The 23,355-nt window shown below is 70.7% G+C and carries 30 protein-coding genes; 15 read left to right on the top strand and 15 right to left on the bottom strand.

What is annotated here, in order from left to right:
* Window positions 1-146 precede the first annotated feature (146 nt).
* Window positions 147-632, top strand: a complete 486-nt coding sequence (locus MUG96_RS18480) for a hypothetical protein (RefSeq protein WP_246985199.1) — start codon at window positions 147-149, stop codon at window positions 630-632.
* On the opposite strand, the gene MUG96_RS18475 is transcribed toward MUG96_RS18480, so the two are convergent.
* The 6 genes from MUG96_RS18475 to MUG96_RS18450 all read right to left on the bottom strand — a co-directional run bounded on the left by MUG96_RS18475 (window position 619) and on the right by MUG96_RS18450 (window position 4,153).
* Window positions 619-1,197, bottom strand: a complete 579-nt coding sequence (locus MUG96_RS18475) for an SGNH/GDSL hydrolase family protein (RefSeq protein ID WP_246985197.1) — start codon at window positions 1,195-1,197, stop codon at window positions 619-621. The two genes, MUG96_RS18480 and MUG96_RS18475, sit on opposite strands and share 14 nt — an antisense overlap.
* A 1-nt stretch (window position 1,198) precedes the next feature.
* Window positions 1,199-1,945 carry an SDR family oxidoreductase gene (locus MUG96_RS18470; protein ID WP_246985195.1) on the bottom strand — a complete coding sequence of 249 codons (747 nt, stop codon included), beginning with the start codon at window positions 1,943-1,945 and terminating at the stop codon, window positions 1,199-1,201.
* A 37-nt stretch (window positions 1,946-1,982) separates the two neighbouring features.
* Window positions 1,983-2,162 (bottom strand): hypothetical protein, encoded by a 180-nt coding sequence (locus MUG96_RS18465; protein ID WP_246985193.1) that lies wholly within the window; start codon window positions 2,160-2,162, stop codon window positions 1,983-1,985.
* 129 nt (window positions 2,163-2,291) lie between these two features.
* The gene (locus tag MUG96_RS18460; RefSeq protein ID WP_246985191.1) at window positions 2,292-3,041 is read right to left on the bottom strand and encodes a hypothetical protein; all 750 of its coding nucleotides are present in this window, start codon (window positions 3,039-3,041) and stop codon (window positions 2,292-2,294) included.
* A gap of 45 nt (window positions 3,042-3,086) precedes the next feature.
* Window positions 3,087-3,446, bottom strand: coding sequence for a DUF7322 domain-containing protein (locus MUG96_RS18455; RefSeq protein ID WP_246985189.1), 360 nt, complete (start codon window positions 3,444-3,446; stop codon window positions 3,087-3,089).
* A 29-nt stretch (window positions 3,447-3,475) separates the two neighbouring features.
* The gene (locus MUG96_RS18450; protein WP_246985187.1) at window positions 3,476-4,153 is read right to left on the bottom strand and encodes a cupin domain-containing protein; all 678 of its coding nucleotides are present in this window, start codon (window positions 4,151-4,153) and stop codon (window positions 3,476-3,478) included.
* Between the two features lie 100 nt (window positions 4,154-4,253).
* Between MUG96_RS18450 and MUG96_RS18445 the strand changes: the two genes are divergently transcribed.
* Together MUG96_RS18445 and MUG96_RS18440 are read left to right on the top strand one after the other, a co-directional pair.
* Window positions 4,254-5,687 carry an ABC transporter substrate-binding protein gene (locus tag MUG96_RS18445; protein ID WP_246985185.1) on the top strand — a complete coding sequence of 478 codons (1,434 nt, stop codon included), beginning with the start codon at window positions 4,254-4,256 and terminating at the stop codon, window positions 5,685-5,687.
* A gap of 31 nt (window positions 5,688-5,718) precedes the next feature.
* The gene (locus tag MUG96_RS18440; protein ID WP_246985183.1) at window positions 5,719-6,108 is read left to right on the top strand and encodes a hypothetical protein; all 390 of its coding nucleotides are present in this window, start codon (window positions 5,719-5,721) and stop codon (window positions 6,106-6,108) included.
* A 1-nt stretch (window position 6,109) separates the two neighbouring features.
* Here MUG96_RS18440 and MUG96_RS18435 read toward each other — a convergent pair whose 3' ends face one another.
* Window positions 6,110-6,313, bottom strand: a complete 204-nt coding sequence (locus tag MUG96_RS18435) for a hypothetical protein (RefSeq protein WP_246985181.1) — start codon at window positions 6,311-6,313, stop codon at window positions 6,110-6,112.
* A gap of 40 nt (window positions 6,314-6,353) precedes the next feature.
* Window positions 6,354-7,358, bottom strand: coding sequence for an alcohol dehydrogenase (locus tag MUG96_RS18430; protein ID WP_373222124.1), 1,005 nt, complete (start codon window positions 7,356-7,358; stop codon window positions 6,354-6,356).
* A gap of 121 nt (window positions 7,359-7,479) precedes the next feature.
* On the opposite strand from MUG96_RS18430, the gene MUG96_RS18425 reads away from it, so the two are divergent.
* Window positions 7,480-8,130: a DUF6663 family protein gene (locus MUG96_RS18425; protein WP_246985177.1), complete on the top strand. Its 651-nt coding sequence runs from the start codon at window positions 7,480-7,482 to the stop codon at window positions 8,128-8,130.
* On the opposite strand, the gene MUG96_RS18420 is transcribed toward MUG96_RS18425, so the two are convergent.
* A complete protein-coding gene (locus MUG96_RS18420) occupies window positions 8,127-8,525 on the bottom strand; it encodes a DUF4864 domain-containing protein (protein WP_246985174.1) in 399 nt (132 codons plus the stop codon). The genes MUG96_RS18425 and MUG96_RS18420 overlap by 4 nt on opposite strands.
* 134 nt (window positions 8,526-8,659) lie before the next feature.
* Here MUG96_RS18420 and surE point away from each other — a divergent pair, with 134 nt between their 5' ends.
* Window positions 8,660-9,499 (top strand): 5'/3'-nucleotidase SurE, encoded by an 840-nt coding sequence (surE, locus tag MUG96_RS18415; protein ID WP_246985172.1) that lies wholly within the window; start codon window positions 8,660-8,662, stop codon window positions 9,497-9,499.
* 39 nt (window positions 9,500-9,538) lie between these two features.
* Here the strand turns inward: surE and MUG96_RS18410 are convergent, their stop codons facing one another.
* Entirely contained in the window at window positions 9,539-10,705 is a 1,167-nt protein-coding gene (locus MUG96_RS18410) for an outer membrane lipoprotein-sorting protein (protein ID WP_246985171.1), read from the bottom strand.
* Between the two features lie 227 nt (window positions 10,706-10,932).
* On the opposite strand from MUG96_RS18410, the gene MUG96_RS18405 reads away from it, so the two are divergent.
* From MUG96_RS18405 to MUG96_RS18385, 5 genes are all read left to right on the top strand, one after another.
* The gene (locus MUG96_RS18405; protein WP_246985168.1) at window positions 10,933-11,844 is read left to right on the top strand and encodes an ABC transporter ATP-binding protein; all 912 of its coding nucleotides are present in this window, start codon (window positions 10,933-10,935) and stop codon (window positions 11,842-11,844) included.
* Window positions 11,841-12,650 carry an ABC transporter permease subunit gene (locus tag MUG96_RS18400; RefSeq protein ID WP_246985166.1) on the top strand — a complete coding sequence of 270 codons (810 nt, stop codon included), beginning with the start codon at window positions 11,841-11,843 and terminating at the stop codon, window positions 12,648-12,650. Before MUG96_RS18405 ends, MUG96_RS18400 begins: the two co-directional genes overlap by 4 nt.
* A complete protein-coding gene (locus tag MUG96_RS18395; protein ID WP_246985164.1) occupies window positions 12,647-13,465 on the top strand; it encodes an ABC transporter permease in 819 nt (272 codons plus the stop codon). The genes MUG96_RS18400 and MUG96_RS18395 overlap by 4 nt, the downstream gene beginning before the upstream one ends.
* Before the next feature lie 74 nt (window positions 13,466-13,539).
* Window positions 13,540-14,757, top strand: a complete 1,218-nt coding sequence (locus tag MUG96_RS18390) for an alpha-hydroxy-acid oxidizing protein (RefSeq protein WP_246985162.1) — start codon at window positions 13,540-13,542, stop codon at window positions 14,755-14,757.
* 33 nt (window positions 14,758-14,790) lie between these two features.
* Window positions 14,791-14,961 (top strand): DUF4177 domain-containing protein, encoded by a 171-nt coding sequence (locus MUG96_RS18385; RefSeq protein ID WP_246985160.1) that lies wholly within the window; start codon window positions 14,791-14,793, stop codon window positions 14,959-14,961.
* A 296-nt stretch (window positions 14,962-15,257) separates the two neighbouring features.
* Here the strand turns inward: MUG96_RS18385 and MUG96_RS18380 are convergent, their stop codons facing one another.
* Window positions 15,258-15,875, bottom strand: coding sequence for a carboxymuconolactone decarboxylase family protein (locus tag MUG96_RS18380; protein ID WP_246985158.1), 618 nt, complete (start codon window positions 15,873-15,875; stop codon window positions 15,258-15,260).
* A gap of 128 nt (window positions 15,876-16,003) precedes the next feature.
* Here MUG96_RS18380 and MUG96_RS18375 point away from each other — a divergent pair, with 128 nt between their 5' ends.
* From MUG96_RS18375 to MUG96_RS18365, 3 genes are all read left to right on the top strand, one after another.
* Complete coding sequence (locus tag MUG96_RS18375) at window positions 16,004-17,197, top strand: alpha-hydroxy-acid oxidizing protein (protein ID WP_246985156.1); 1,194 nt, start codon at window positions 16,004-16,006, stop codon at window positions 17,195-17,197.
* Window positions 17,198-17,605: 408 nt separating this feature from the next.
* Entirely contained in the window at window positions 17,606-18,991 is a 1,386-nt protein-coding gene (locus tag MUG96_RS18370) for a cryptochrome/photolyase family protein (RefSeq protein ID WP_246985154.1), read from the top strand.
* 88 nt (window positions 18,992-19,079) lie between these two features.
* Entirely contained in the window at window positions 19,080-19,817 is a 738-nt protein-coding gene (locus tag MUG96_RS18365; RefSeq protein WP_256465404.1) for an SDR family NAD(P)-dependent oxidoreductase, read from the top strand.
* On the opposite strand, the gene MUG96_RS18360 is transcribed toward MUG96_RS18365, so the two are convergent.
* The gene (locus tag MUG96_RS18360) at window positions 19,818-20,171 is read right to left on the bottom strand and encodes a hypothetical protein (protein WP_246985152.1); all 354 of its coding nucleotides are present in this window, start codon (window positions 20,169-20,171) and stop codon (window positions 19,818-19,820) included.
* A 221-nt stretch (window positions 20,172-20,392) separates the two neighbouring features.
* Window positions 20,393-21,172 (bottom strand): DNA-directed RNA polymerase subunit epsilon, encoded by a 780-nt coding sequence (locus tag MUG96_RS18355; RefSeq protein ID WP_246985150.1) that lies wholly within the window; start codon window positions 21,170-21,172, stop codon window positions 20,393-20,395.
* A 266-nt stretch (window positions 21,173-21,438) separates the two neighbouring features.
* Here MUG96_RS18355 and MUG96_RS18350 point away from each other — a divergent pair, with 266 nt between their 5' ends.
* Window positions 21,439-21,720, top strand: coding sequence for a hypothetical protein (locus tag MUG96_RS18350; protein ID WP_246985148.1), 282 nt, complete (start codon window positions 21,439-21,441; stop codon window positions 21,718-21,720).
* 197 nt (window positions 21,721-21,917) lie between these two features.
* On the top strand, window positions 21,918-22,055 hold the full coding sequence (locus MUG96_RS18345) for a hypothetical protein (RefSeq protein WP_246985146.1): 138 nt from the start codon (window positions 21,918-21,920) through the stop codon (window positions 22,053-22,055).
* Window positions 22,056-22,059: 4 nt separating this feature from the next.
* Here the strand turns inward: MUG96_RS18345 and MUG96_RS18340 are convergent, their stop codons facing one another.
* Both MUG96_RS18340 and MUG96_RS18335 read right to left on the bottom strand, forming a co-directional pair.
* Complete coding sequence (locus MUG96_RS18340; RefSeq protein WP_246985144.1) at window positions 22,060-22,494, bottom strand: PaaI family thioesterase; 435 nt, start codon at window positions 22,492-22,494, stop codon at window positions 22,060-22,062.
* Between the two features lie 18 nt (window positions 22,495-22,512).
* Window positions 22,513-23,316, bottom strand: coding sequence for an N-acyl homoserine lactonase family protein (locus tag MUG96_RS18335; protein WP_246985142.1), 804 nt, complete (start codon window positions 23,314-23,316; stop codon window positions 22,513-22,515).
* Window positions 23,317-23,355 lie beyond the last annotated feature (39 nt).

Below are 23,355 nucleotides of genomic sequence, written 5' to 3'. Positions count from 1 at the left end.
AATTCCGCCAACTAGCAAACGGTGTTAGGTTCATCTGACGACTGTCATTTGCTGTTAAAACGGTCGTGTCGGGCAACATCCCAGAGCTGTCGGGCGGTTTCGGTCGTGACGGTGGGGTTTTGTCGCTCCCGACCCTCGGTTCGGAGGTGGACCGCTCCGAGCGCCGATTCCACCGCCGTCTCGGTCGCGCCGTCGTCGCGGCCGGGGTCCTGCCCCACGAACTCGGGCACGCGCTCCCGGCCGCGCTCGCTCGGCTCCCGTTCAGCGTCACGCTCCTCCCGGAGTGGGAGGGGCGCGGGCGCCCGCTGGGGCGGTTCGACGCCGACATCGACGCCGCGACGCCGTCGTGGCTGATCCGACTTGTCGCCGTCGCGCCCCTCCCGCTGTACGTGGGGCTCGCCGCCGTTCTTCGGGTCGCAGTCCCCCTCCCACGCCCGGCCGCGGTCGCCGTCTTCCTCCTGTGTTCCTACTGGGCGACGCTCTCGGCCGGCGACCTCGCGGTAGCGGCCAGCCCCGACGAGGTCAGGGAAAGCGGGGGCTTCCTCGTCACCGTCGCCGGGTGGGAGACGACCGCCTCCGACATGCTGACGGTCGTCACCGTCCTGGTCGTCGCCGTCGTCACGTTCGCCTGAGCCAGGCCGCCGCCCGCTCGGCGACCGCCGCGTGTCCCGCCCCGTTCGAGTGGACGCCGTCCGCCGTCCGGTCGTGCCACGCCGCGACCGGCCGCGCCACGGACAGGTGCGTCTCCACGGCCGCGGCCAGCAGGTCGTCGTACCGCAGCGACCGCGCCGGCTGCTCGTCGCCGAACGGCACGCTCCCCCGTTCGTCGAGCGGGAGCAGCGGCACGAGGCCGACGAACGCGTGGCGCGCCACGCCCGGCTGGGCCGCGAGCGCGCCGTCGAGGGCAGCCGCCTCCTCGCGGAAGGCTGCTTCTTTGACCCGTGGCTCCTCGCCGCTCACCTGGGCGTCGTTGTGGCCCGCGTGGACGAGGACGACGGTCCCGCCGTCCGCACCGGCGAGCGTCGCCTCGACCTCGTCCACGAGGTCGACCAGCGCCGTCCCCATCCCGCCGTGGACGCGAACCGCCCCCGCGGGCAGCGCCGACACGAGCCCCGGGAGCCGGTCGGGCCAACGCGTCGCGTCGGTCCGCTCGCCGGCGGGCACGCTGTCGCCCAGCACGAGCACCCGCTCGACCATCTCAGTCCTCCGCGACCGTGACCGGGACCGCGCCCTCGTGAGTCCCCTCGCGGCCCGGGAGCCGCCAGTCGACGGCGAGCGCCCGGTCGGGGAACGCCGGCGTCGCGACGACCTCGAAGGTGGCGTCCGCGGCCGCCTCCGTCACCGGCGCCGCGGCCAGCAGCCGAGCCACGTCCGCCCGGGCGACCGCGCCCCACAGTTTCGCGCCCGGCTCGGCCACGGTCACGTCGTCGGTCCGTGCGCCGTCGGTCAGTATCCCCGGCCTGAGGATCGTGTGTCTGAGCGGGGCGTCCCGGACGGCGGCCTCAGTCTCGGCTTTCGCCCGCTGCACCGGGCCGATGAACAGGTCGAACGCCGCCGCCAGCGGACTCGCGGGCTCGTCGCCCACGCCCAGCGCCGACTCCATGACGAACGCCTCGACGCCCGTCTCGACCGCCGCGTCGAGCAACGCCTGTGCGCCCTCGCCGTCGACGAACGGCCCCGCCGAGCGCACGTCGGTCACGCTCGACCCGACCGCGCTCACGACGGCGTCGACGCCGTCGAGGGCACCCGGCAGGTCCGACGGGGCCAGCAGGTCGTCGACGACCACCTCGTCCGCGCCCGCGGCCCGGAGCGCCCGCTCGTTCTCCGGCGAGCGCGTCAGCGCCCGGACGGTCGGGACGCGCGGCCCCAGCAGTCGGAGCAGTTCCCGCCCGGTCCCCCCGCTCGCGCCTGCGACGAACACGGTGTCGACTTCGGATGATTCCATACCCGTCGTTGGGCCGCCAGCCACAAGACCGGTCCGCTCAGTCCTGGGCCCGCTCCTCGAAGCCGACCGCGAGCGCACCGCAGACGAGCGCGAGGACGGCGGTCGCCAGCGACGCCCCACGCCGTCCGTCCCTGCGTGCGAGTACCGCCACCGCCGAGAACGCGCCGGTCAGCGCCCCGAAACTGTACGCCCGTCGCCGCGCCGTCGAGAGCGTCATCGGTGGCTGGTAGGGAATCGACGGGCATGAACGCGGTGCCCGCGGAGGACGGTCCGGAACCGCCGCCTCACGGTGTACGGCCCGGGACCTCGCACTCGCGGTGTACGGCCCGGGACCGTCGCACCGCGTTCAGTCCGCGAGGCCGTGCTCGTCGACCGTCTCGACGTAGGTCAGAAGCGGGCTGTCCTCGCGCTCGACGTACTCGTAGTCGAGCGATTCGAGCGCGTCGAGGATCTCGACGCGGAGCGCGGCCCGGATGCGGTCCTCGTCGGCGTCGCCGTCGATGGCACCGTGGTCGAGCAGTGCGTTGTCGTGGGTCAGGAAGCCGATGCGGTCGACGGCGATCTCGTCGATGGTCTCGAACAGCCGGAGGGCGTTCTCCACGTCCGCCGGCGGGTACTCGTCGGCGGCGTGGTAGGCGTACCCCTCGGTGGTGGGGTTGTCGACCCGCAGGACGACCACGTCGTCGCCGTCCCGGAGCCGCGCGGCCAGGTACGGGTCGTCGAGATCGTCGGGCGTCTCGGTGAGGCGCTGTTCGTAGGACTCGGCCGCCCCGAGCGCGGCGAAGGCGTCGCGGTGGAAGGCCGCGAGTTCCCGGCGGGCGCGGCGCTGGTCGGCCGCGAGGTCGCGGTAGTCGGCCTCGCGTTCGGGGAACAGCGTCGCCGGCCCGACCGAGTCCCGCCGCACGGCTTCCTTCTCGGGCGTCGAGAGCGGGTAGGTCCGCTCGGCGGCGTCGTGGAGCGTCTCGGCGTTGGCCGTGCGGAAGGCCTCGGTCAGCTCCTCGCGCGCCGCCCGTCGCTGCTCGGCGAGATCGCGCTCGACGGCGCGCAGTTCCCGCTCGATATCGAAGGCCTCCTCGAAGGCCAGGTCCGCGTCCATCTACCCCGCCGTACCGGCCCGGAGGCCTTGGCTCTTGGCGTGGTCTCAGCGCTCGCGGTCGGCCGCGGTCAGCACCTGCCGGTAGACCAGGTAGCGATACCCGCCGTAGAGACAGCTGAGGACGCCAAGGATGGTGAGAAAGCGCGCGGACGGCCCGGGCCCGCGAAAGACGAGCAACAGCACGCCGAAGGCGAGCGCGAAGATGCCGATCCGGACGAGCGGCAGGAGGGCGACGTAGGCGGTCTGGACGGCGCGCTGGCGCGGTGTCGTCGACCCGTCGCCCGACTGCCGGGCCGCGATCCGGGCGGCGTGGCGCGGCGGCGACGGCTCCCCGTACTCGGGGAACGGTCGCGCGTACTCCTCGAAGGGGTCGTCCGGTTCCTCCGGCCACGGATCGCCGAGCATACCCCCGATAGGGCCGCCGGTGACAAAAGCTAGAGGTCGGGCTGTTCGACGTGGCGCTCCCAGAAGGCGGGCTGGCTGTACTTGGCGTAGCCGCCGCGATAACCCCGCAGGCGCGCGACCGGCGCGAGCGCGTCGACCAGCGGCTTCGCGATACGCGGGTCCGTCTCCGTGAAGACGGTGTCGCCCTCCAGTCGCTTCAGGAGCGCGGCCTGCTGGAACCGGTCGTCGGCGTCGACCGACGGGTCGTGTGCGAGGCCGCCGAACGTCGGGAGGACGTGCCCGATGCGGCCCGGGGGCGCGATCTCGGTGCGCATCGCCGCCATCCCGCCCTCGGGACAGCGGAAGCCGTGGACGGTCCCCGTGGGCACGGTCAGTGACCCGCCGGCCGAGACGCGCTTTTCGGTCCCGTCGAGGTCGAAGGCGACCGTCCCGTGCTCGACTTCGAAGCGCTCGGTGCTGACCTCGTGGTAGTGCTCCGGCGGGCCCGCGTAGCCGGGACCGAGGACGCTGAGTGCGGTCATCCCATCGCCGCCGTCGGCCGGCGTCGGGAGCGTCCCCCACGACGGCCGGGTCGGGTGGGAGGTCAGGGGCCCCTCGCGCTCGCGGAGGAGGTCGGCGATGGGGCCGTCGGCGTCGACGGTGAACCCCGTCCCGTCGATGGGCTGGCCGTCGGCGTCGAGCGTTCGCCCCGCCGTGATTGAACTCATGTGAGCCAGTTGGGCGCGACGGGCGAAAGCCTTGCTATGGTCGCCGCCGGTCGCGGTCCGGCGGCGAGCTTTAAGTATCAGCGGGGCGAGAGGTGGTGATATGAACGAGACTGACGAGGAGCCGGATCGCGGCCGCTCGCGACGGCGCGTCCTCGCGGCCGCCGGGTCCGCATTCGGCGCGGGACTCGCGGGCTGTGGCGGCGACGGCGGGGCCGAGACGGAGGCGGACGACCCGGACCAGATCGAGACCGACGAGACGACCCCGGAACCGACGGCGACGACCGCGACCACGACGGTGCCCGCCGAGCGAGGCGGCGATGACTTCCCGCCGCTCGGGAACTACCCCGTCGAGGGCGACTCCGTGACGTACGGCTTCACGGTGCCGGTCTCGGGGCCGTTCAGCGCGCTCGGCGAGGCCGAACGCCGGGGGTACGAACTCGCGGTCCAGCACCTCAACGAGGGGGGCGGCTGGGCCGACAGTTGGACGGACCTCTCGGGCGACGGCGTGCTCGGGTACACCGTCGAGGGGGTCGTGCGGGACACGGCGACCGACCCCGCCGAGGCCCGGCAGGCCGCGGCCGAACTCATCGACCGGGACGAGGCGCTTCTCGTCTCGGGCGGCGCGTCGACGGCAGCGGCGTTCACGATCCAGGAGGTCTGTCAGCAGGAGCGCGTCCAGTACATGGCCGCGCTCACGCAGTCGCCGGTCCTGACCGGCGAGCAGTGTGCCAGGTACGGCTTCCGCGAGATGCACACGGTGTCGATGGGCGCCTCGGCGCTGGCGACCACGCTCACCGACGAACTCGGCGAGGACGGGACCTTCTCGGTCCTCTACCCGGACTACGCCTACGGGCAGTCGGTTCAGGAGTCGGTGCGCCGGCAGTTCGAGGGCCGCGGCTGGACGACGGGCGAGACCGTCTCGACGCCGCTCGGCACCGAGGACTACACTACGTTCCTCGAGTCCATCCCACAGAACGAGACCGACGTGCTGGTCCTCGGGCAGTTCGGGAATCGCGGTGCGCAGGTCCTCCGGCGAGCCACCGAGATGGGGCTCGCCACGGACACGACGCTGGCGGTCCCGTTGATAGACCGGACCTTCCTCGAGACCGCCGGGTCCGCTATCGACGGTGTCTACGGCACCGCCGATTGGCACTGGACCCGCGACGAGCGATTCTCGAACGCGTTCACCGAACGGTTCCGTGCAGCGTACGACCAGCCCCCCTCGTCGGCGGCAAGACTGGCCTACGCGGCGACGATGCGGTACTCCGCCGCCGTCGAACGCGCGGGGACCTTCTACCCGCCCGAGGTCATCCGCGAACTGGAGGGCAACAGTTACGCGAACACCGGCCTCGGCAGGGCGCTCTCGCGTGCCTGTGACCACCAGTCGATCCGGAGCGTGTACGTCCTCCGCGGGCAGGAACCCGACTCGGGGCCCGCACCGGTCGAGATCGCCGAGACCGTCGACGGCTCCTCGGTCGCGTACGCCTGTTCCGAGTCGCCGGCCAGCGAGTGCGAACTCGGCGACTACCGGTAAGCCTACCGGCCACGCGGCCCTGTCTCTCGTCGTGTCCACACTCGACCGCGTGCGGGCACGCCTCGCCCGCGCCCCCTCCCGCTACGAGCGTGCCTGGCTGACCAGCGTCAACCTCGTCGGCCTGGTGGTCGTCCTCGGGGTGCTCTTCGATCTCGACCTCGTCCTCGGGAACGGACAGACCGGCATCTTCCGGCGGGCGCTCTACCCGCTGGTCCCGCCCGCGGTCACGCTCGGGGTCGCCCTCTGGGGCGGCCACCGCCGCGGCGCAGGGCTGTCGGCGGCCCTCCTCGTCGGCTACGCCGTCGTTCTCGCGCTCGTCGGCACGCTCGGCCCGATGCTCGCGACGGCACCGGTGTACGCGGCCGTCGGCGTCGCCGGTGCCGCGGTGCTGACGCTCGGGAGCTACCTGCTCGCCGGCTGAGTCACGTGCCGTCCCCGTCTTCCCGCGTCCCCTCGACGACGGCGACGCCGAGCGCGAGGAAGACGCCGGTGGCCGTGACCTTCCAGAGCGGCCCCGGGGCGTAGACCGCCGCCGCCAGCGCCATGCCGAAAAACGAGAGCGCGAACGCCCACACCTCCCACTCCGGCGGGTCGCGGTCACCGTCCGGTCCGTACGGTCGGCTCACGGGCACGGACAGGGACGGCAGGGACAAAGGCGCGGCGGCGCTACGGCTCCAGAACCACGCGGAACCGCGCCTCGTTCTCTATCATGCGGTCGTAGGCCTCGGCCACGTCTTCGAGCGGGAACCGCTCGATCTCGGGGGTCACGTCACGGAGCGCGCTGAACTCCAGGGTGTCCTGTGAGTCGCGGGCGTGGCCCGACCCCCAGCCCTCGACGGCGCCGCGGGTCCCGACGAGATGCTGTGTGTTCACCGGCACCTGCTCGCCGGGGACGCCGACGACGATCACCGATCCGTCGGTGCCGATCCCCTCGACGACCGACGCGACGGCGTCGCTCGCGGGTGCGGTCGTGAGGACGACCTGCGCGCCGCCGAGGGCCTGTAACTCCTCGGCGGGGTCGGTGTCGGCGGCGTTCACGAAGTGGTCCGCGCCGAGGTCGCGGGCCAGCGGTTCCTTGTCGGGACTGCGCGAGATCGCGACCGTCTCGAAGCCGGCGGCGTGGGCGTACTGGACGCCGAGGTGACCGAGCCCGCCGATCCCGAGGACGGCGACGAGGTCGCCAGCCCGCGCGTCGCTGTTGCGCAGGGCGTTGTAGGTGGTGATCCCGGCACAGAGCAGGGGCGCGGCGTCGACGGCGTCCAGGTCGTCCGGGATGGCCGCCAGCGCCTCCGCGGGGACGGTCGCGTACTCGGCGTAGCCGCCGTCGAAGGTGAGGCCGGTGATCTCGCCGTTCTCACACCCGAGGAAGTTACCGCGGCGGCAGGGATCACAGGTGAAACAGTGGCCGCCGTGCCAGCCGGCACCGACGCGGTCGCCCTCGCTCCAGGCGGTCACGTCCGCGCCGACGGCGTCGATCCGGCCCGCGATCTCGTGGCCGGGAATCCGGGGATAGCTCACGCCCGGATAGGTCCCTTCCTTGACGAACTCGTCGCTGTGGCAGATGCCACAGGCCTCGACCGCGACCCGAACTTCCGTCGGTCCGGGGTCGGGCACGTCGCGCTCGACGACCTCGAACTCGCCGCCGGCTTCCGGTACCACCGCTGCACGCATGGTCTCTGACATCGTTTCCTAGACGGCCGACGGTCGCAAAAGCCTGTGTGTCGGCGGCCCGACGGGTCACGAGCGGTACCACGACCGGTGGCTACAGGACGGTTCGGCCCCGAGCCATCGTATGACAGACCGGTCCGGCCGCTTTCGCGTCTACCGCGTCGTCGACTCCGTGCCACACTACAACTTCCAGGCCGTCGACACGCCGACGCTGTACACCGTCTACCAGTCCGGCTACGACGCCCTCCAGCCGGCGGTCGACGACCTCCGGACCGGCGATCTGGTCGCGGCGACGCTGACCGGCGACCCCGGGCGGGAGGACGAACCCTGGCGGCTGACCGACCTCGACCGACGCGACCGCGTGGACATGGCCTTCGCGACCGACGTGACGCCGCCCGAGGCCGCCCGGGACCTCTGGACGCCCGGCACCGAGGAGCCGACGTGTGTGGTCCTGCGGGAGGACGGGACTGCGGTCGGGGTCTGCTGTGTCCAGCCCCGCGCACACCTCCCCGAGGGCGCGTTCGTCCCGAACGTCCTGACCGGCCTCCTCCCGCTCGAATCGCTCCTGATGGACCTGCCGGAGATGGGCGAGCCGGCCGCCGAGGCGCTCTTTCTCGACCCCGACCCGCCGGACGCGGAGGCGTACTCGGCCCCCTACGGCGTTGCCCTGCTGTTCACCGACGACGCCGTGGCCCTCCCCGACCGCTTCCGCGAGGCCTACGACTGTCCGCGCGGCGCCGACACCAGGCCCGATTTCGACCCCTACGGCCTCTAGACCACGACGACGCGGTCGGTCTGCCAGCAGTCCGGAAACGCGCCGGTCGCCTGCAGCGAGACGCCGAACTCGTAGGTCACGGTCCGGCCCTCGCCGGTGACGGTCACGCGCTGGGTCGCGGCGTTGCCCTCGCGCTCGACGGGGCCACGGACCGCCTCCTCGTGGTCGATCAGCGGACTGTACTGCGATGACTCGACCATGCGGACGAAGCGGTCCCGCGGCCCGGTCGCCCGCCGGTTCGCCGGCGAGGCGAAGTTGTAGGCCGTCAGCACGCCCGCGTTCGCCCGCGGCTCGTCGTTGGTGGCGAGCGCGTCCAACTGGAGCGCAACAGCGTCCCCGGGCCCGTACGTCGGGTCCGGGGTCGGCAGGTCCGCCACGGGATAGTCGTCGGACATGGCCCTCGTAAGGCCTCGACGGGCATCAACCGTCCGTCCGGGGCGCGGTAGCACCACTTATCCCGCCGGCGCTCCGTCCCACCGACGATGACGGGCACTCGACGGATCGCGGCCGACACGGGAGGGACCGACCGGTGAAGATACTGCTCACCAACGACGACGGCATCGACGCGCCCGGCCTGCGGGCGCTCGCCGACGCGCTCGCCGACCTGGGCGACGTGACCGTGGTCGCGCCGGCCACGAACCAGAGCGCCGTCGGCCGCGGCCTCTCCTACGGCCGGATGGGACCGGACCGGGACGGCGGCGGCGCCACGGGACTGGGCGAGGGCGACGCCGACCCGTTCACGGTGGAGATTCCCCACGAGGAGCACGACCTCGGCTACGCCGTCCACGGGACGCCCTGTGACTGTGTCATCCTCGGCGTCGGCGCGTTCGACCCCGACATCGTCGTCGCCGGCTGTAACGCCGGCGCGAACCTCGGCGTCCACGTCCTCCCGCGGTCGGGCACCGCCAGCGCCGCGTGGGAAGCGGCCTCGCTGGGCGTCCCCGGCGTCGCCGTCTCGATGGACGTCCTCGGGATGGACCGCGAGAATCTCGCCCCGGCGGACTTCGAGCGGGCCGCCCGGGTCGGGCGCGAGGCGGTCGCCCGCGCCGTCGAGGGCGACGCCTTCGGGACGGCCGACTACCTGAACGTCAACGTCCCGCGGCCGGAGCGCCCGCTCGCGGGCGTGGCGGTCACGGCCCCGACCGACCGCTACGATATGCACGCCGACCTCGCGGACGGCCGGTTCAGCATCCACAACCCCCTGTGGGCGGAGATGGTCAGCGGCGACCTGCCCGACGACGAGGGGACCGACCGGCAGGCACTGCTCGACGACCGGATCAGCGTCTCGCCGCTGACGCTCCCGCAGGGCGGCATCGACGACGCCGCGCGCGAGCGACTGGGGGGGCTGTTCGACGACCTGGTGGAGTAAGTGGCGGGGTGGCGCGGTGGGGCGGCTACCGCGCGGCAGTCACTCGCAGGCCAGCGATTCGGCCAGGTCGACGCTCTCCTCTCTCGAGAGGTCGCCGAAGAGGCTGTACGTGGTGTCCGCACAGGGGAGCACGAGGACCGACGTGGTGGTCTCGTTGTACTCGAACTCGGTGTAGTAGGCGGTGTGGTTGCCGACCGAGGCCGCCTCGTACCTGTCGCTCTCGCCGTAGTCGTAGTCGATGGCGGGCCGTTTCGAGACGTGGAGACGCTCGTCGCCGTCGGTGTACCGGAGTGTGATCGCGTGGTAGTCGTCACCCTCGACGACGGTCCCCTCCTCGAAGTCGAACGCCGCGGGCACGTCCGGGTCGGGGACCGAGCGGTTCGTCCCGTTCCGGAGGGCCGACAGCGAGTCGTAGGTCGTTCGCTCCGGCGTCGAGTAGTCAGGTACCTCGGCGTCCTCGGGAACGTCGATGGTGAACCGGTCCGCTGGGATGGAGGCGTTCAGCGTGACGTTCCGGAACTGGGCGTCCATCTCGTAGTCGAAGCTCTCGCTGTCGGTCTCGACGTGGGCCGCCTCGGGAAAGTACGTCTCCGTGTCGACCCAGACGGTCGCGTCGACGGACCCGGACATCGAGCCCGTGTTCGTCGGCTCGACGCTCAGTCGGTAGGTCGCCTCGCCGTCGAGACGCTCGCGGCCCTCGTAGCCGAGGTCGCTACCGTTGAGCAGTCGGTCGACGGTCGTCCGCGGGCCGGCCTCGCCGTCGTTCTCGAACCGATGGACCCGTTCGTTCTCCACGTCGTAGGTCACCGTCCAGCTCTCGTTACGGACGGTGATGGTCTCGGTCCGGTCGGTCTCGGTCTCGCTCCGGAGCCGGTCGTTCTCGTAGTCGACCCACGTCCGCTGCTCGGTGGACGTCGTCCGATCCCCGTCGACCGTCACGTTCGTCTCGACGGTCATCACGGCCGTCTCTAGCGAGCCGAGACGCTCCCGGAAGCGCTCGACGACCTCGCCACCGGCGGGCGGTGCCGAGTCGTTCGCGTCGTCGTCGGCCGCGCCGTCTGTCGCGTCCGCGGGCGTCGTTGCGTGCTGTTCCGCATCCGTCGATCCGTCGGCGATGGCCGCCGCTCCGGTGCCGATACCGGAGAAAACGACCAGCGCGCTGAAAAGCACCGCCACCGTGGCAGTGCGAAGGGTGTCGGGGACCATTCCGCTCGCACCTCCTGCCCACACCGGAATAAAACGGAACCGGCGGATTCCGACCCGGAACCTCTCCCCCAATATATAAATATGTACAGAAGTCGGGACCGGACTGCGGCGGTCGCCCGGGGGGGAAACCGGTGGACAGCGGTCGGACGTACATGAATCTTCGGGGGCGTGTCCGGCCGGGAAACCCCGCTGTCCGGTTTATGTAGCCGCCCCGACGAGTGACGGGTATGACGGCTATCGACGCCACGGGCGTATCGAAGCGGTACGGCGCGGTCCACGCGCTGGACCGTGTCGACCTCTCGGTCGCGGAGGGGGAGACCTTCGGCTTCCTCGGGCCCAACGGGGCCGGGAAGTCGACGTTCCTGAACATCCTGCTCGACTTCGCGAAACCGTCCTCGGGGTCGGTCGAGATCTTCGGCCGGGACTGCCAGCGCGAGAGCGTCGCGGTCCGGGAGCACATCGGCGTCCTCCCGGAGGGGTATTCGGTGTTCGATCGGCTCACCGGCCGCCAGCACGTCGAGTACGCCATCCGGTCGAAGGGGGCCGACGACGACCCGATGGAGATACTGGATCGGGTCGGTATCGCCGCCGTCGCCGACCGGAAGGCCGGCGGCTACTCGAAGGGGATGGCCCAGCGGCTGATCCTCGGGATGGCGCTGGCCGGCCAGCCTGACCTCCTCCTGCTGGACGAGCCGACGACCGGGCTGGACCCCAACGGTGCCGCGGAGATGCGCCGCATCCTCAAGGAGGAAAACGACCGCGGCGCGACGGTCTTTTTCTCCTCGCACATCCTCGAACAGGTCGAGGCGGTCTGTGACCGCGTGGGCATCCTCCAGGCGGGCGAACTCGTCGCCGTCGACACCATCCAGGGCCTGCGGGAGTCGCTCGGCGGCGGGACCAAACTCGTCATCGAACCGGATCGGCTGGAGAACGGGACGCTGTCGAAGATTCGGCGGATCGAGGGGGTCGAGACCGCCGTCGCCGAGGACGGCCCGACCATCGAGGTGACCTGCACGAACGACGCGAAGATGGACATCCTCGTCGCGCTCCGGGACGCCGGCGTCGAGGTGGTGAACTTCCGCACCGAGGAGGCCTCCCTGGAGGACATGTTCGTCGAGTACACCGGGGGCGGGCGATGACGTGGTCGGTCGTCGCACGCCACGACGGCCGGACGACCGTCGGCGAGCGTTCGGTGCGGCTCCTGCTCGGCCTGCTCGCCTTCGTGATCGTCCTCGCGGGCTACATGTACCCGCTGGCGGGGACGCCGCCGTACACGACCGCCCGCTTCGGCGGCTTCGCCGTCGGCTGGCTCACCACCGTCGTCCCGCTCGTGGGGCTCCTGCTCGGGTACAACGCCGTCGTCACCGACCGCGAGTCCGGGGCGATCCGGCTGTCGCTCTCTCTGCCCCACAGCCGCCGGGACCTCCTTCTCGGCACCGCAGTTAGCCGGGTCGGGCTCGTGGCCGCGACCGTCGTCGCCGCGATGGTCGTCGCCGGCTGGCTCGTCGTCTACCCCTTCGGCGAGCTCGCGCTCCCGCGGTTCGTCCTCTTCGTCTGCCTGTCGGTCGTCTTCGGCGCGATCTGGACCGGACTGGGCATCGCCGTCTCCTTCACCGTCGCCACCAGACGACGCGCGCTGGTGCTCGCGTTCACCCTCTTTTTCCTGTTCGTCCTCGTCTGGGACCCGGCCGTCGAAGTGCTCGAACTCGGGCTGAACACGGTCGGTGCCGTCGACGGCGACCTGCCCGCACCGGTGCGGTTCGTGACGGGGCTCACGCCGGGTAACGCCTTCGAGCGGGCGACGACCGGCCTCGTCGACCCGAGCGCGAGCGTCGACGGGCCCTGGTATCTCGGGCCGTGGGTCGCGCTCGTCCTGCTCGCCGCCTGGGTCGTGGTCCCGATGGAACTGGCCTTCCGTCGCTTCGCCGGGAGTGATCTGGCGTGAGCTGGCGCACCATCGCGCGGAAGAACGTCGCCGACGCCGCCCGGTCGCGGGCGGCGTGGGTGCTCACCGCCCTGCTGGCGCTGCTGTTCGTCGGCTACGCGTTCGCTCACGGCTTCGTGGGGGACCCGACGTTCGTCGCCTTCCTCGACCGGCAGGCGCAGGCGGTCGTGAGCCTCGTGCCTATCATCGCCCTGCTGCTGGGGTACAAGTCGGTCGCGGCCGACCGCGACAGCGGCGCCCTCTTTCTCACCCTCTCGCTGCCCCACAGCCGCCGGGACGTCATCGCCGGCACCTTCGTCGGCCGGACCGTCGTGTTGCTCGTGCCGACGCTCGCCGTCCTGACCGTCGCGAGCGTCGTCGCCGCCGTCCGCTACGGGACCGACGGCGCGCTGGTGTTCCCGTGGTTCCTGCTCGCGACGGCGCTCTATGGAGCCGCGTTCGTCGGCGTCGCGGTCGCGCTCTCGGCCGCCGACTTCACCGACCGCCGGCTCACGATGGCCGCCGTCGGCGCGTACCTCTTTCTCGTCTCGTTCTACGGGAGTTTTCACTCGCTGATCATGGTCCTTCTCCACCGCGGGGAGGTCCAGGTGCTGCAGAACCTCCCGGACTGGGCGCTGCTCTTTCGCCTGCTCCAGCCCGGGGAAGCCTACTACCGGCTCCTCCGACTCGGGTTCGACATCGAGGCGGCGAGCCAGTACATCGCCCCCGACGCGCCGCTGTACGTCGGCTGGTGGATGGGAGCCGTGATCCTCCTCGTGTGGGCGCTCGGGCCGCTGGCGCTTGGCTACCGGCGGTTCCGTGCCGGTGACGTCTGATCCGGGCGCCACCTCGTGGGTCCCGGCCGCCGTCCGCCTCTGGCTTTTTGTGGGACGGGTCCTCACGGACGCACATGAGCGATGCCGAGGACGGCAACGTCGGGGAACGGCGCCAGCGCGAGATCTTCGTCAACGGTGCGGCCGGCGTGGAGCCGGACGTGCCCATCAGTTTCGAGGCCCTGGAGGAGGCGGCCCTCGAAGTCATGGACGACACGGCGGCGGACTACGTCGCCGGCGGCGCGGGCGGGGAAAACACCGTGGGCCGCAACCGCCGGGCCTTCGACCGCTGGCGGATCGTCCCCCGGTTCCTCCGGGACGTGAGCGAGCGGGACCTCTCCGTCGAGGTCTGCGGGCAGGAGCTCCCGGTCCCGCTCATGCTCGCGCCCATCGGCATCCAGTCCATCGCCCACGAGGACGCGGAACTGGCGACCGCCGAGGGCGCCCGCGAGGCCGGCGTGCCGATGGTCCTCTCGTCGGTCTCCTCGGAGACGATGGAGGACGTGGCCGAGGAACTGGGGGAGACGCCGAAGTGGTTCCAGCTGTACTGGTCGTCGGAGCGGTCGGTCGCCGAGAGCTTCCTCGACCGCGCCGAGGCGGCGGGCTACGACGCCGTCGTCGTCACCGTCGACACGCCGGTCCCGGGCTGGAAGGAGCGGGACCTCCAGAAGGGCTACGTCCCGCAACTGGACGGCAAGGGCGTCGCGAACTACTTCACCGACGACGCCTTCCGCGAGTTGCTGGACCAGCCGCCCGAGGACAACGAGTTCGGCGCCATCCAGACGTTCCTCGACGCCTTCGGCGACCCCTCGCTGACGTGGGACGACCTCGACTGGCTCCGCGAGCAGACCGACCTCCCCATCGTGGTGAAGGGGCTGCTCCACCCCGACGACGCCCGGCGGGCAGTCGACCACGGCGCGGACGGCGTGATCGTCTCGAACCACGGCGGCCGGCAGGTCGACGGCGCGGTCTCGGCGCTGGAGGCGCTCCCGGCGGTCGCCGCGGCGCTCGAGGACACCGGCGCGGACGTGCTCTTCGACTCGGGCATCCGCCGCGGCGCGGAGGCGCTGGTCGCGGTCGCGCTCGGCGCGGACGCGGTCTGTCTCGGCCGGCCGTACGTCTACGGGCTGGCCGTCGACGGGGCAAACGGCGTCGAGGCGGTCTGTGAGAACGTCCTCGCCGATCTGGACCTCACGATGGGGCTGACGGGCCGGACCGCCGTCGCCGACATCGACCGCGAGTTCGTGGTCGACGAGCGACGGCTGTTCGCGGACCCGACGGCGCTGGACCGGTAGTGGGCTTTTCCGTCCGGCGTCCCTCGTTCCGGTATGTCCGACCAGCAGTACGTCTACACGACACACGAGACGGACCCGCAGGGCCGCGACGTGGGCGACTTCGACGCCGTCGTCAACGAGTACGCGAGCGAGGGCTGGCGGTTGAGCGAGACGCTCGAACGCGACGGGACGACCGTCGGACTGGTGTTCGAGCGCGCGGTCTGAGACGTTCGAGCGCGCGGTCCGGACGCGAGCCGGACCGGCGACTCGGTACGGTGCGACCGCACCGGTTCCCGGGGGTACGGTCGCACACTGAAGCCGGACGCGGTGGGTCGAGACCGCGGCCGGAACGGACCGGACCACCAGCACCCGCGGACAGCACGTCGCAGGGGCCGGGTAGGTGGAGAGGTAAAAACCCGTACCGGCCCGGGTCGGCGGATGCGTGGAAGTCCACCCGAACGATGGGGCCGATGACACAACCGTCTTCGGTATGGTGTATCATGCCACTCCCAGTTCGGCCCTCAGAGGTTCGCCAGGTCCCAGCCGACGAACTCGGTTTCGAGGTCGACGTCGAGGGCGTCGAAGACGTGTGCTAACCCCAGGTAGTTGCCGGCGAGCGCCCCGACGCCGAGGACCGTCGGCTCGTCGAAGTGCGTGGCGAGGCGGTCGTGGGCGTCGTCGTCGACGGCGCCGGCGACGAACGCGGTCACGTAGTCGACGAGCGCCGCGCCCTCGGGGGAGAGCCGGTCCGGTTCACCGCGGGCGACGGCGAGGATCGTTTCGACACGCAGACCCTCGTCCAGTGCGACCCGGACGTGCTGGTGCCACTCGTAGCGCGAGTCGGTCGCCCGGGCCGTCGCGAGGATCACCAGTTCCCGCTCGTGGGGCGTGAGGCCGGCCGCCGTCCAGACGGTCCCGAGGTACTCCCGGAAGCCCGCCAGGATGGCGGGATTGCGCCCGAGCAGGCGGTAGACGTTCAGGCGGTCGCTCCGCAGGTCGTGGGCGGCGCCGCTGTCACCGCCGTCGTCACTCCCGGGTTCGTCGTCGTCGCCACCGCCGTCCTCGTTCGCCATCGAGTCGAGCAGGTGGCGCTTCTCGGCGGGCAGGTCCTCGGGGTCGGCGTAGTCGATGCGAGCCATGGTCCCTCGTCGGCCCGGAACGGTATATGAGCGGTGGCGCGGCGCGGCCGAACGGCGTGCGGGGTCGCCCCTCGCCGACGCCCGCTTCGTGACACAACCCATATTGTTCCGTACTCCCAGCATGGGATATGGTCGACAGCGAGCGGTTCGGCGCACAGCGGGTCAACGAGGTGTACCGCGAGGGAATGCTCGAGGGCGAAACGACCGACTTCCCGGTGTCCTACGAGGACCTCCGTGAGGCGGCCCACGAGGCGATGAGCGAGGCGGGCGTCGCCTACGTCCACGGCGGCGCCGGGAGCGACGAGACCTTCGACCGCGGGACGGACTTCTCGCAGTGGCGGGTCGTCCCCCGGATGTTGCGCGGCGTCGAGACCCGCGACCTCTCGACGAAGCTCATGGGCACCGAACTCGACGTGCCCGTCGTGTTGACGCCGCTCGGCGTCCAGACGCTCCTCCACGACGAGGCGGAGATCGGCACCGCCGAGGGCGCGGCCGAACTGAACGTCCCGCTCTGTCTGAGCTCGCTGTCCTCGACGCCGATGGAGGACGTGGCCGAGGCGCTGGGTGACACGCCGAAGTTCTTCCAGTTCTACTGGTCCTCGTCGGACGCCATCGCCAAGAGCTTCCTCGACCGCGCCGAGGCGGCGGGCTACGACGGCATCGTCGTCACCGTCGACGCCCCCATCCTCGGCTGGCGGGAACGGCTCATCGAGCGGGGCTACTACCCGTTCCTCGAAGGCGAAGGCGTGGGCAACTACTTTTCCGACCCGGAGTTCCGCGCCCAGCTCGACGAGCCCCCGGAGGACGACCCGGAGGCGGCCGTCGAACACTTCCTCGACATCTTCGGCGACTCCAGTCTGACGTGGGAGGACCTCCAGTTCGTCCACGACAACACGGACCTCCCGGTGTTCATCAAGGGCGTTCTACATCCGGAGGACGCACGGCTGGCGGTCCAGCACGGCGCCGACGGCGTGGGCGTCTCCACCCACGGCGGCCGCCAGGTCGACGGCTCCATCACGGCCGTCGAGGCACTGCCCGAGATCGTCGACGAGGTGGGCGACGAGGCCGACATCACGCTCGACAGCGGCGTCCGCCGTGCCGCCGACGCGTTCAAATCCGTTGCGCTGGGCGCCGACGCCGTCCTCCTCGGGCGGCCGTACGCGTACGCACTGGCCGTCGGCGGTGCCGATGGCGTCGCCACGTACCTCGAGAACTTCGTCGCGGAGTTCGATCTCACGATGGGGCTGGCCGGCCACGACGCCGTCTCCGAAGTCGGGCGCGACGCCGTCCGCCACGAATCGACGCTGGGGCCGGCCGAGTAAGTGCGCTTTACCGGCCCCCGGGCCGATGAGACCGCGGTTACCCAAAACATCCCACGAAGGTAATTCGATGCAGGCGGGGTGATGGATACGGCCGAGCACGTGGCGACCGGGCCGTGCGTGGAAAGGGGCCGTTACGTTCGGTAGTGTTCGGGCAACGTTTGCCGGTGCGAGCGCGTCGTTTTTGAACGAGGGTCAGGGTTTATGCGCGTCATCGTGACAGTGTCGAGTGCGGGGTCCGACACTGGGGCCGCGCGGTCGAGGACGGCCCACGGTGCGGACACGACGTGCAGGTGGCTCGTCCGGGTGTCCGATCCCGACCGGTGCAGTTCCGTACCCGGCTGCACCGGACCCGTTCCCACACCGCTTTTCGCCCGACAGTCACTATACGCTGTAGTCCCTGGCACGCGTATGCGCCTGTTCTGGCACCGACGGGACCTCCGGACGCGGGACAACGCCGGCCTGGCAGCGGCGGCACGGACGGACACCGTCGTCCCGGTCTTCGTCCTCGACGGCGACCTGTTCGCGACCGTCGGCCCGCGACAGCGGGCCTTCTGGATGACCGGCGTTCGCGCCCTGCGACGGCGCTACCGCGAACTGGGGAGCGACCTCGTCGTCCGCGCGGGCGACCCCGCCGAGGTCCTGCCCGCCCTCGTCGAGGAGTACGACGCCGACGCGGTTCACTTCAACGACCACTACCGCGCGGCGCGGCGCAACCGTCGGCGGGCGGTCGAGACCGCTCTGGCCCGCGAGGGGGTCGACACCGACGCCCGGACCGACCTCGTACTGGTCGACCCCGGCCGCCTCGACCCCGAGTATCCGAACCACAGCCGGTTCTACGACGACTGGCAGGCGGTCGAGAAACCGGCCCCGCACCCGGAACCGGACGCCGGCGCGCTTGCGAGCGTCGCCGACGACGCCGGCGTCCCGCCGGGCGAGGCCGACATCGACCTGCCGGCGGCGGGATACGACCCCGCGCGCGAGCGACTCGACCGCTTCTGCGACGATGGTATCTACAGCTACGCCGACACCCGCGACGACCTCGCGCTGGCGGTCGAGAAGCCGACACAGGCCGTCTCCCGGCTGTCGCCGTACCTCGCCGCGGGGATGATCGGCGTCCGGGCGGTGTGGCAGGCGGCCTCCGACGTCTACGAGGCCGTCGACGGCGACGAACGCCGGAACGTCGACAAGTATCGCTACGAACTCTCCTGGCGGGAGCAGAACTATCACCTGCTGTACTACAACCGCGACCTCCCCGTCGCGAACTACAAGTCCTTCCCCGACGATATCGCGTGGCGGGACGACGAGGCGGACTTCGCGGCCTGGAAAGCGGGCGAGACTGGCTACCCGCTCGTCGACGCCGGGATGCGCCAGCTGAATCAGGAGGGGTACGTCCACAACCGCCCGCGGCAGGTCGTGGCGAGCTTTCTCACCAAGCACCTGCTCGTCGACTGGCGGAAGGGCGCTCGTTACTTCACCAAACAGCTCGTAGACCACGATTACGCCGCGAACCACGGCAACTGGCAGTGGATCGCCTCGACGGGGACCGACTCCGTGGACGTCCGTATCTTCGACCCCGTGAGTCAGCTGGCGAGGTACGACGACGGCGCGACGTTCGTCCGGGAGTACGTCCCCGAACTGCGGGACGTGCCGACCGACACCGTGGTGGACTGGCCGACGCTCCCGGCCGCCGAGCGCGCCGACCTCGCGCCCGACTACCCCGACCCCATCGTCGGCCGCAACGAGGGATACGAACGGGCACAGCGAGTCTTCGAGGAGGCGCTCGGGAAACGGTGAGCGGCGGCCGACGCCGCCGACTGACGGCCACTGGCCGTCCCGGGTCACGGTCGCGTGGATTCAAGACTGTCACGCCCTAACGACGGGTATGGACGGGACACCCGACCTGGACGGACGGACGGCGCTGGTCACCGGGAGTGCGACGCGCGTGGGTCGCGAACTGTTGCTCTCGCTGGCTGCCTGTGGCGCGGACGTAGCGGTCCACTACAACGAAAGCGCCGACGCGGCCGCGGAGACGGCCACGGACGCCCGCGGGCACGGCGTGGCGGCGACGACCGTCCAGGGCGACGTGACCGACCCCGACGCGGTCGACGACCTGTTCGCGGCGGCCGAGGCCGACCTCGGCACCGTCGACGTACTGGTTAACAACGTCGGTGACTTCGACGCCCGCCACTGGGAAGAGATCGAGTGGTCGTCCTGGCGCACCGTCGTCGAGAGCACGTTCTACGGGACGGTGCTCTGTGCTCGCCGGGCGCTCACGGGGATGCGCGAAGCGGGCTGGGGCCGAATCGTCAATATCGGCTTCGCGGACAGCGACCGGATGCACGCCCACCCCGTCAACCTCCCCTACTTCGTGGCTAAGACCGGCGTGTTGATGTTCACGCGGATGCTCGCCGCCGACACCCAGGACGACGGAATCACGGCCAACGCCGTCTCACCGTTCGCGGTCGAGAACACCGTCTCCGACGTGTCCGACTACCCACGCGGCCGGGCCGCCGCGTTCGAGGACGTGGCTGCACCGCTGCTCTTTTTCTGCAGTGAGGCCGCGAGCTACATCAGCGGCCAGAACGTCGCCGTCGACGGCGGCCGACTCCCCGAACGGTAGTCAGCCCTCGTCGGTCACGTCGATGGTGATCGGCCCGTCGTCGTGTCCGTGGTCGCCACCGCCCGAATCGTGTGTAGCGTTCGGCTCGCCGCCGTCCATGGCCTCGTCGCCGTCCACGTGGCTGTGGCTCACGCCCTCGTCCAACTGCTCCGCCGGACCGACGCCGGTGAGGCCGTACCCGACCAGGTAGCCGGCGGCGCTGCCGAAGCCGGCTCCGACGCCGGCGCCGACCGGGCCGCCGACCGCGCCGAGCCGCGCCCCGGCCCGGGCACCCGCGCCGGCGAACCGCTGGACACGGTTCACGTCCTCGTCGTCGTCCAGGAACGGTTCCGCGAGTAGAGGTGTTCGACCCATACCCGAGTGTCGGGCGGAGTCCACTTGAGGCCCACGCTGCAGACGGTGAACCGTGGTCCGGCCGGGACGGCAGCCCCGCGACGACCCGGACCGGTTCACCCGCCGCTGGGGCCCCGCCGATTGTTTAAGTGGTTCTGGTCACAAGGTGGGGATATAGACGGAGTCTGCGCCGCCCGTTTTCGGCGCGGGAAACCACGCTCGAAGCGCCAGCGCCGGCGTCGTCAGTCGTCGCTCGGGGACGCGTCGCCGGCCCGCCCGACGACAGGGAGGTTGGGGTCGCGGTAAGGCGAGCGGCCGAAGACGGCGCCTTCGAGGTCGTGTTCGGCCAGCTGGTCTTCGAGCACGTGCTGGAGGCGATTGACGTTCGTCTTGGTGAGGTCGTACCGGCCGAGCAGTCGCCGGAAGCGGCGTTCGTCCTTGATCGACTCGAAGCGGTCGTACAGGTCCTCGAACCGCTCGGGCGGCTGGTCCCCGAGCCACTCCTGGTCGTCGAGGCCGAGGCGGGCGCGCCGCTCGGCGTCGACGACGTGCCGGATGACGACCAGTGCCACCTTCGGGATGGCCCGCTGGCTGCCGAAGGCCGTGAGGTCGATCTCGGTGACGATGCCAAGCGCGCGGTCCCGCTCCCACGGCGTCAGGTCGAGGTAGTTACAGAGTGCCTGCGTGATTCGGGCCTTGTCGAGTTCGTGCATCCGCTCGCTGTGGCCCTGCATGGCCGGGTGCTGTTCGTCGTGGAGCCGCCGGAGGTTCTCGGACACGTCACCGTCGGGACCCTCGGGGCGGCCGATCCGGGTCGCGCTCGGCGTCACCACGTCCCAGCGGCGCGTCACCGTGTCCCGGCGGGCCGCCGCGCGGTCCAGCGTCCCCGACCCCGGGTCCGTCGAGAGCCACTCCTCCGTTCGCTCGCTGGCGTACGGGTGCCGCTCGCGGTCCCGGCGGTCGGCGTGGGTGCTATCCCCGTACCCGACTCCGTCGGCGATCCGTGACCCGTCGCCCACCATTACTCGCCACTCGGGTATCGAGACAATTCAAGGTGTGGGTCAGTCCCCGGCGCGCTGACACGACGCCCTGTGACCGCACGGCTGGCGGACGCGTCGCTCGCCAATCGGCGTTCCGGTCGCCAGAATCCGGCGACCGACTCCGCTCGTAGCTACACCTTGTGACCAGAACTACTTAAAGAACGGTCGGGTGTGGGCCCAGATGCGACCGGCACGATGGGTGACACCGCTGCCCGCGTCGTTAAGCCGTCCGGGTCCCAACCGGAGGTATGAACCGATTACCCGAGGCCGGGGCCGACGCCTGGCGACTCCCCCAGCACGCACACGTCGTCGTCGGCGAGGCGGGCGACGGGAACGAACTGCTCACCATCTACGACTGTGGCGCGGCCCAGAAACCCCCCTCGGCACAGGTGACCGGGAACCTCGTCCGGGTGCGCGTCGACCACGAGACGGTCCGACAGCCGACAGGATACATCGCCAAACTCCGGGCGCCGGCGATCCTCGAACGTCAGGACGACGACCACTGGGTAATCTCGGGAACCGACAATTGAGAGGCTCTCTCGGCCGATTACACCTCTCTCTAAACACAACGCTCGTACATCTATACAGCCGAAGGTGTCCGTATGAACGGCCCAGAAGCGACATTTTCGAACATATTAATCAGAAGTCGTCGCAAACTGGGACAGACGCCGGAGAATTTATGATGTTGTGGGCACAACTGTCGTATAACCCGGAACAGAAACGAACGATGGGACTCACCGACCAGCTCAAAGACAAGTTCGCGACCGGCACACGAACGTACCGTTGCGGGTTCTGCTCACAGCCGCTCGACCGGGAACGGTTGAACTGTCCAGCCTGCGGGAGTTCCGAGATCGTCGCGGACTGACGGCCTACTCGTAGCCGATCTCGGGAGTGAGCTCCTTCTCGCTGCAGTGGAACGAGCCGGTCCCGCGGGCGATCTCGTTGCCCTCGCCGTCGTACGCGACCGCGCCCGCGAGCAACTGGTTGGGGTTGTCGTTGAACACCTCGCCGACGGCTCTGATTTCGCCGGTCGAGACCGGCCGTTCGAGGTAGAGGTCGAAGTCCGTCGTGAGAACGAAGTAGTCCTCGATTAGCGAGTTCGCGGCGAAGAAGGCCGCGTCGTCGAGCGCCTTGAAGTAGAGCGCGCCGTGGACGCCGCCGAGCGCGTGGTGGTAGGATTCGTCGACGGGGACGACGATTTCGGCCTCGCCGTCCCGGACCGTCAGGTCGCTCTCGATGGTGTCGGCGACCGGCGCCTCGTGGTACATCCGTTCGAGTTTGCGGAAGTGCTCGTCGTCGGGCATACCCGTCTCTGGACCCGGTCAGGGAAGACCGTCACGGAGTTCGGCCACGTCGTCGCCGTCGTGCCCGCAGTAGACCGCCGCGTTCTCGGTTCGCTCGATCTCCTTCACGCGCCGGAGGCTGTCCTCCCAGTGGCGCTTGCTCCAGAGCAGGCCGCCGCCCATCGGGTGTTCGTCGTGGTAGTTCGCGCGGACGTAGGCCTGATCGCCGGCGAACACGACCGTCCCGTAGCCGTCGACGTCGAGTTTCGTCCCGAGCAGGCCGGGCGTGTGGCCGGCCAGCCGGAGGAACTGGAGGTCCTCGAAGTGGGTCTCGGTCTCGCCGTGGACGACCTGCCAGTTCAGGTCGTGGTCGAAGTCGCCGGCGACGTAGGCGGCCGAGCCCTCGGTCGTGTTCGCGGAGTAGTAGGCGTATTTCAGCTCTTTCTCGTGGACGTAGACGGGGGTGTCGGTGCCGGCGAAGTTGTGGAGGCCGCCGGCGTGGTCGAGGTGGAGGTGGGTCTGGACGACGGCGTCGATGTCGGAGAGGGCGTAGCCGGCCTCGTCCAGGGCGTCGGGGAGGGCGTGCTCGTCGGCGTCGAAGTGCTCGAAGGCGGCGTACAGTTCATCGGGCCAGTGGCCGTCGCCGCAGTCGGGGTGGGAGCCGGTGTCCCAGAGAATCGTGGCCTCGGGGTGATCGATGACGAGGTTGTAGACCGGGCCCTCGCCCATCCGGATGTCGGGGTTGGGGTCGGCCGCCGACCCCATCACGAACCCTTCGAGCATGTTGTTCACGTCCGCGCGGATCGTCCCCCGGTCGACCAGGGTGACGGTAGCGTCGACCATGCACGCTCCCCGGGCGGTCGGCTGTTAAAGATTGCTCCG

Origin of the sequence: Halorientalis marina (assembly GCF_023028345.1) — an archaeon.
Lineage (GTDB): Archaea > Halobacteriota > Halobacteria > Halobacteriales > Haloarculaceae > Halorientalis > Halorientalis marina.
Note: the sequence above shows the minus strand (reverse complement) of the source record. Positions and strands in the feature narration are given on the sequence as shown.

Bases quoted from the DNA above. Each gene is read 5' to 3' on its own strand.
- MUG96_RS18475 (WP_246985197.1), bottom strand. From the start codon at position 1,197: ATGGTCGAGCGGGTGCTCGTGCTGGGCGACAGCGTGCCCGCCGGCGAG.
- MUG96_RS18470 (WP_246985195.1), bottom strand. From the start codon at position 1,945: ATGGAATCATCCGAAGTCGACACCGTGTTCGTCGCAGGCGCGAGCGGG.
- MUG96_RS18465 (WP_246985193.1), bottom strand. From the start codon at position 2,162: ATGACGCTCTCGACGGCGCGGCGACGGGCGTACAGTTTCGGGGCGCTG.
- MUG96_RS18460 (WP_246985191.1), bottom strand. From the start codon at position 3,041: ATGGACGCGGACCTGGCCTTCGAGGAGGCCTTCGATATCGAGCGGGAA.
- MUG96_RS18455 (WP_246985189.1), bottom strand. From the start codon at position 3,446: ATGCTCGGCGATCCGTGGCCGGAGGAACCGGACGACCCCTTCGAGGAG.
- MUG96_RS18450 (WP_246985187.1), bottom strand. From the start codon at position 4,153: ATGAGTTCAATCACGGCGGGGCGAACGCTCGACGCCGACGGCCAGCCC.
- MUG96_RS18445 (WP_246985185.1), top strand. From the start codon at position 4,254: ATGAACGAGACTGACGAGGAGCCGGATCGCGGCCGCTCGCGACGGCGC.
- MUG96_RS18430 (WP_373222124.1), bottom strand. From the start codon at position 7,358: ATGCGTGCAGCGGTGGTACCGGAAGCCGGCGGCGAGTTCGAGGTCGTC.
- MUG96_RS18425 (WP_246985177.1), top strand. From the start codon at position 7,480: ATGACAGACCGGTCCGGCCGCTTTCGCGTCTACCGCGTCGTCGACTCC.
- MUG96_RS18420 (WP_246985174.1), bottom strand. From the start codon at position 8,525: ATGTCCGACGACTATCCCGTGGCGGACCTGCCGACCCCGGACCCGACG.
- MUG96_RS18410 (WP_246985171.1), bottom strand. From the start codon at position 10,705: ATGGTCCCCGACACCCTTCGCACTGCCACGGTGGCGGTGCTTTTCAGC.
- MUG96_RS18405 (WP_246985168.1), top strand. From the start codon at position 10,933: ATGACGGCTATCGACGCCACGGGCGTATCGAAGCGGTACGGCGCGGTC.
- MUG96_RS18400 (WP_246985166.1), top strand. From the start codon at position 11,841: ATGACGTGGTCGGTCGTCGCACGCCACGACGGCCGGACGACCGTCGGC.
- MUG96_RS18390 (WP_246985162.1), top strand. From the start codon at position 13,540: ATGAGCGATGCCGAGGACGGCAACGTCGGGGAACGGCGCCAGCGCGAG.
- MUG96_RS18385 (WP_246985160.1), top strand. From the start codon at position 14,791: ATGTCCGACCAGCAGTACGTCTACACGACACACGAGACGGACCCGCAG.
- MUG96_RS18380 (WP_246985158.1), bottom strand. From the start codon at position 15,875: ATGGCTCGCATCGACTACGCCGACCCCGAGGACCTGCCCGCCGAGAAG.
- MUG96_RS18375 (WP_246985156.1), top strand. From the start codon at position 16,004: ATGGTCGACAGCGAGCGGTTCGGCGCACAGCGGGTCAACGAGGTGTAC.
- MUG96_RS18370 (WP_246985154.1), top strand. From the start codon at position 17,606: ATGCGCCTGTTCTGGCACCGACGGGACCTCCGGACGCGGGACAACGCC.
- MUG96_RS18365 (WP_256465404.1), top strand. From the start codon at position 19,080: ATGGACGGGACACCCGACCTGGACGGACGGACGGCGCTGGTCACCGGG.
- MUG96_RS18360 (WP_246985152.1), bottom strand. From the start codon at position 20,171: ATGGGTCGAACACCTCTACTCGCGGAACCGTTCCTGGACGACGACGAG.
- MUG96_RS18355 (WP_246985150.1), bottom strand. From the start codon at position 21,172: ATGGTGGGCGACGGGTCACGGATCGCCGACGGAGTCGGGTACGGGGAT.
- MUG96_RS18350 (WP_246985148.1), top strand. From the start codon at position 21,439: ATGAACCGATTACCCGAGGCCGGGGCCGACGCCTGGCGACTCCCCCAG.
- MUG96_RS18345 (WP_246985146.1), top strand. From the start codon at position 21,918: ATGGGACTCACCGACCAGCTCAAAGACAAGTTCGCGACCGGCACACGA.
- MUG96_RS18340 (WP_246985144.1), bottom strand. From the start codon at position 22,494: ATGCCCGACGACGAGCACTTCCGCAAACTCGAACGGATGTACCACGAG.
- MUG96_RS18335 (WP_246985142.1), bottom strand. From the start codon at position 23,316: ATGGTCGACGCTACCGTCACCCTGGTCGACCGGGGGACGATCCGCGCG.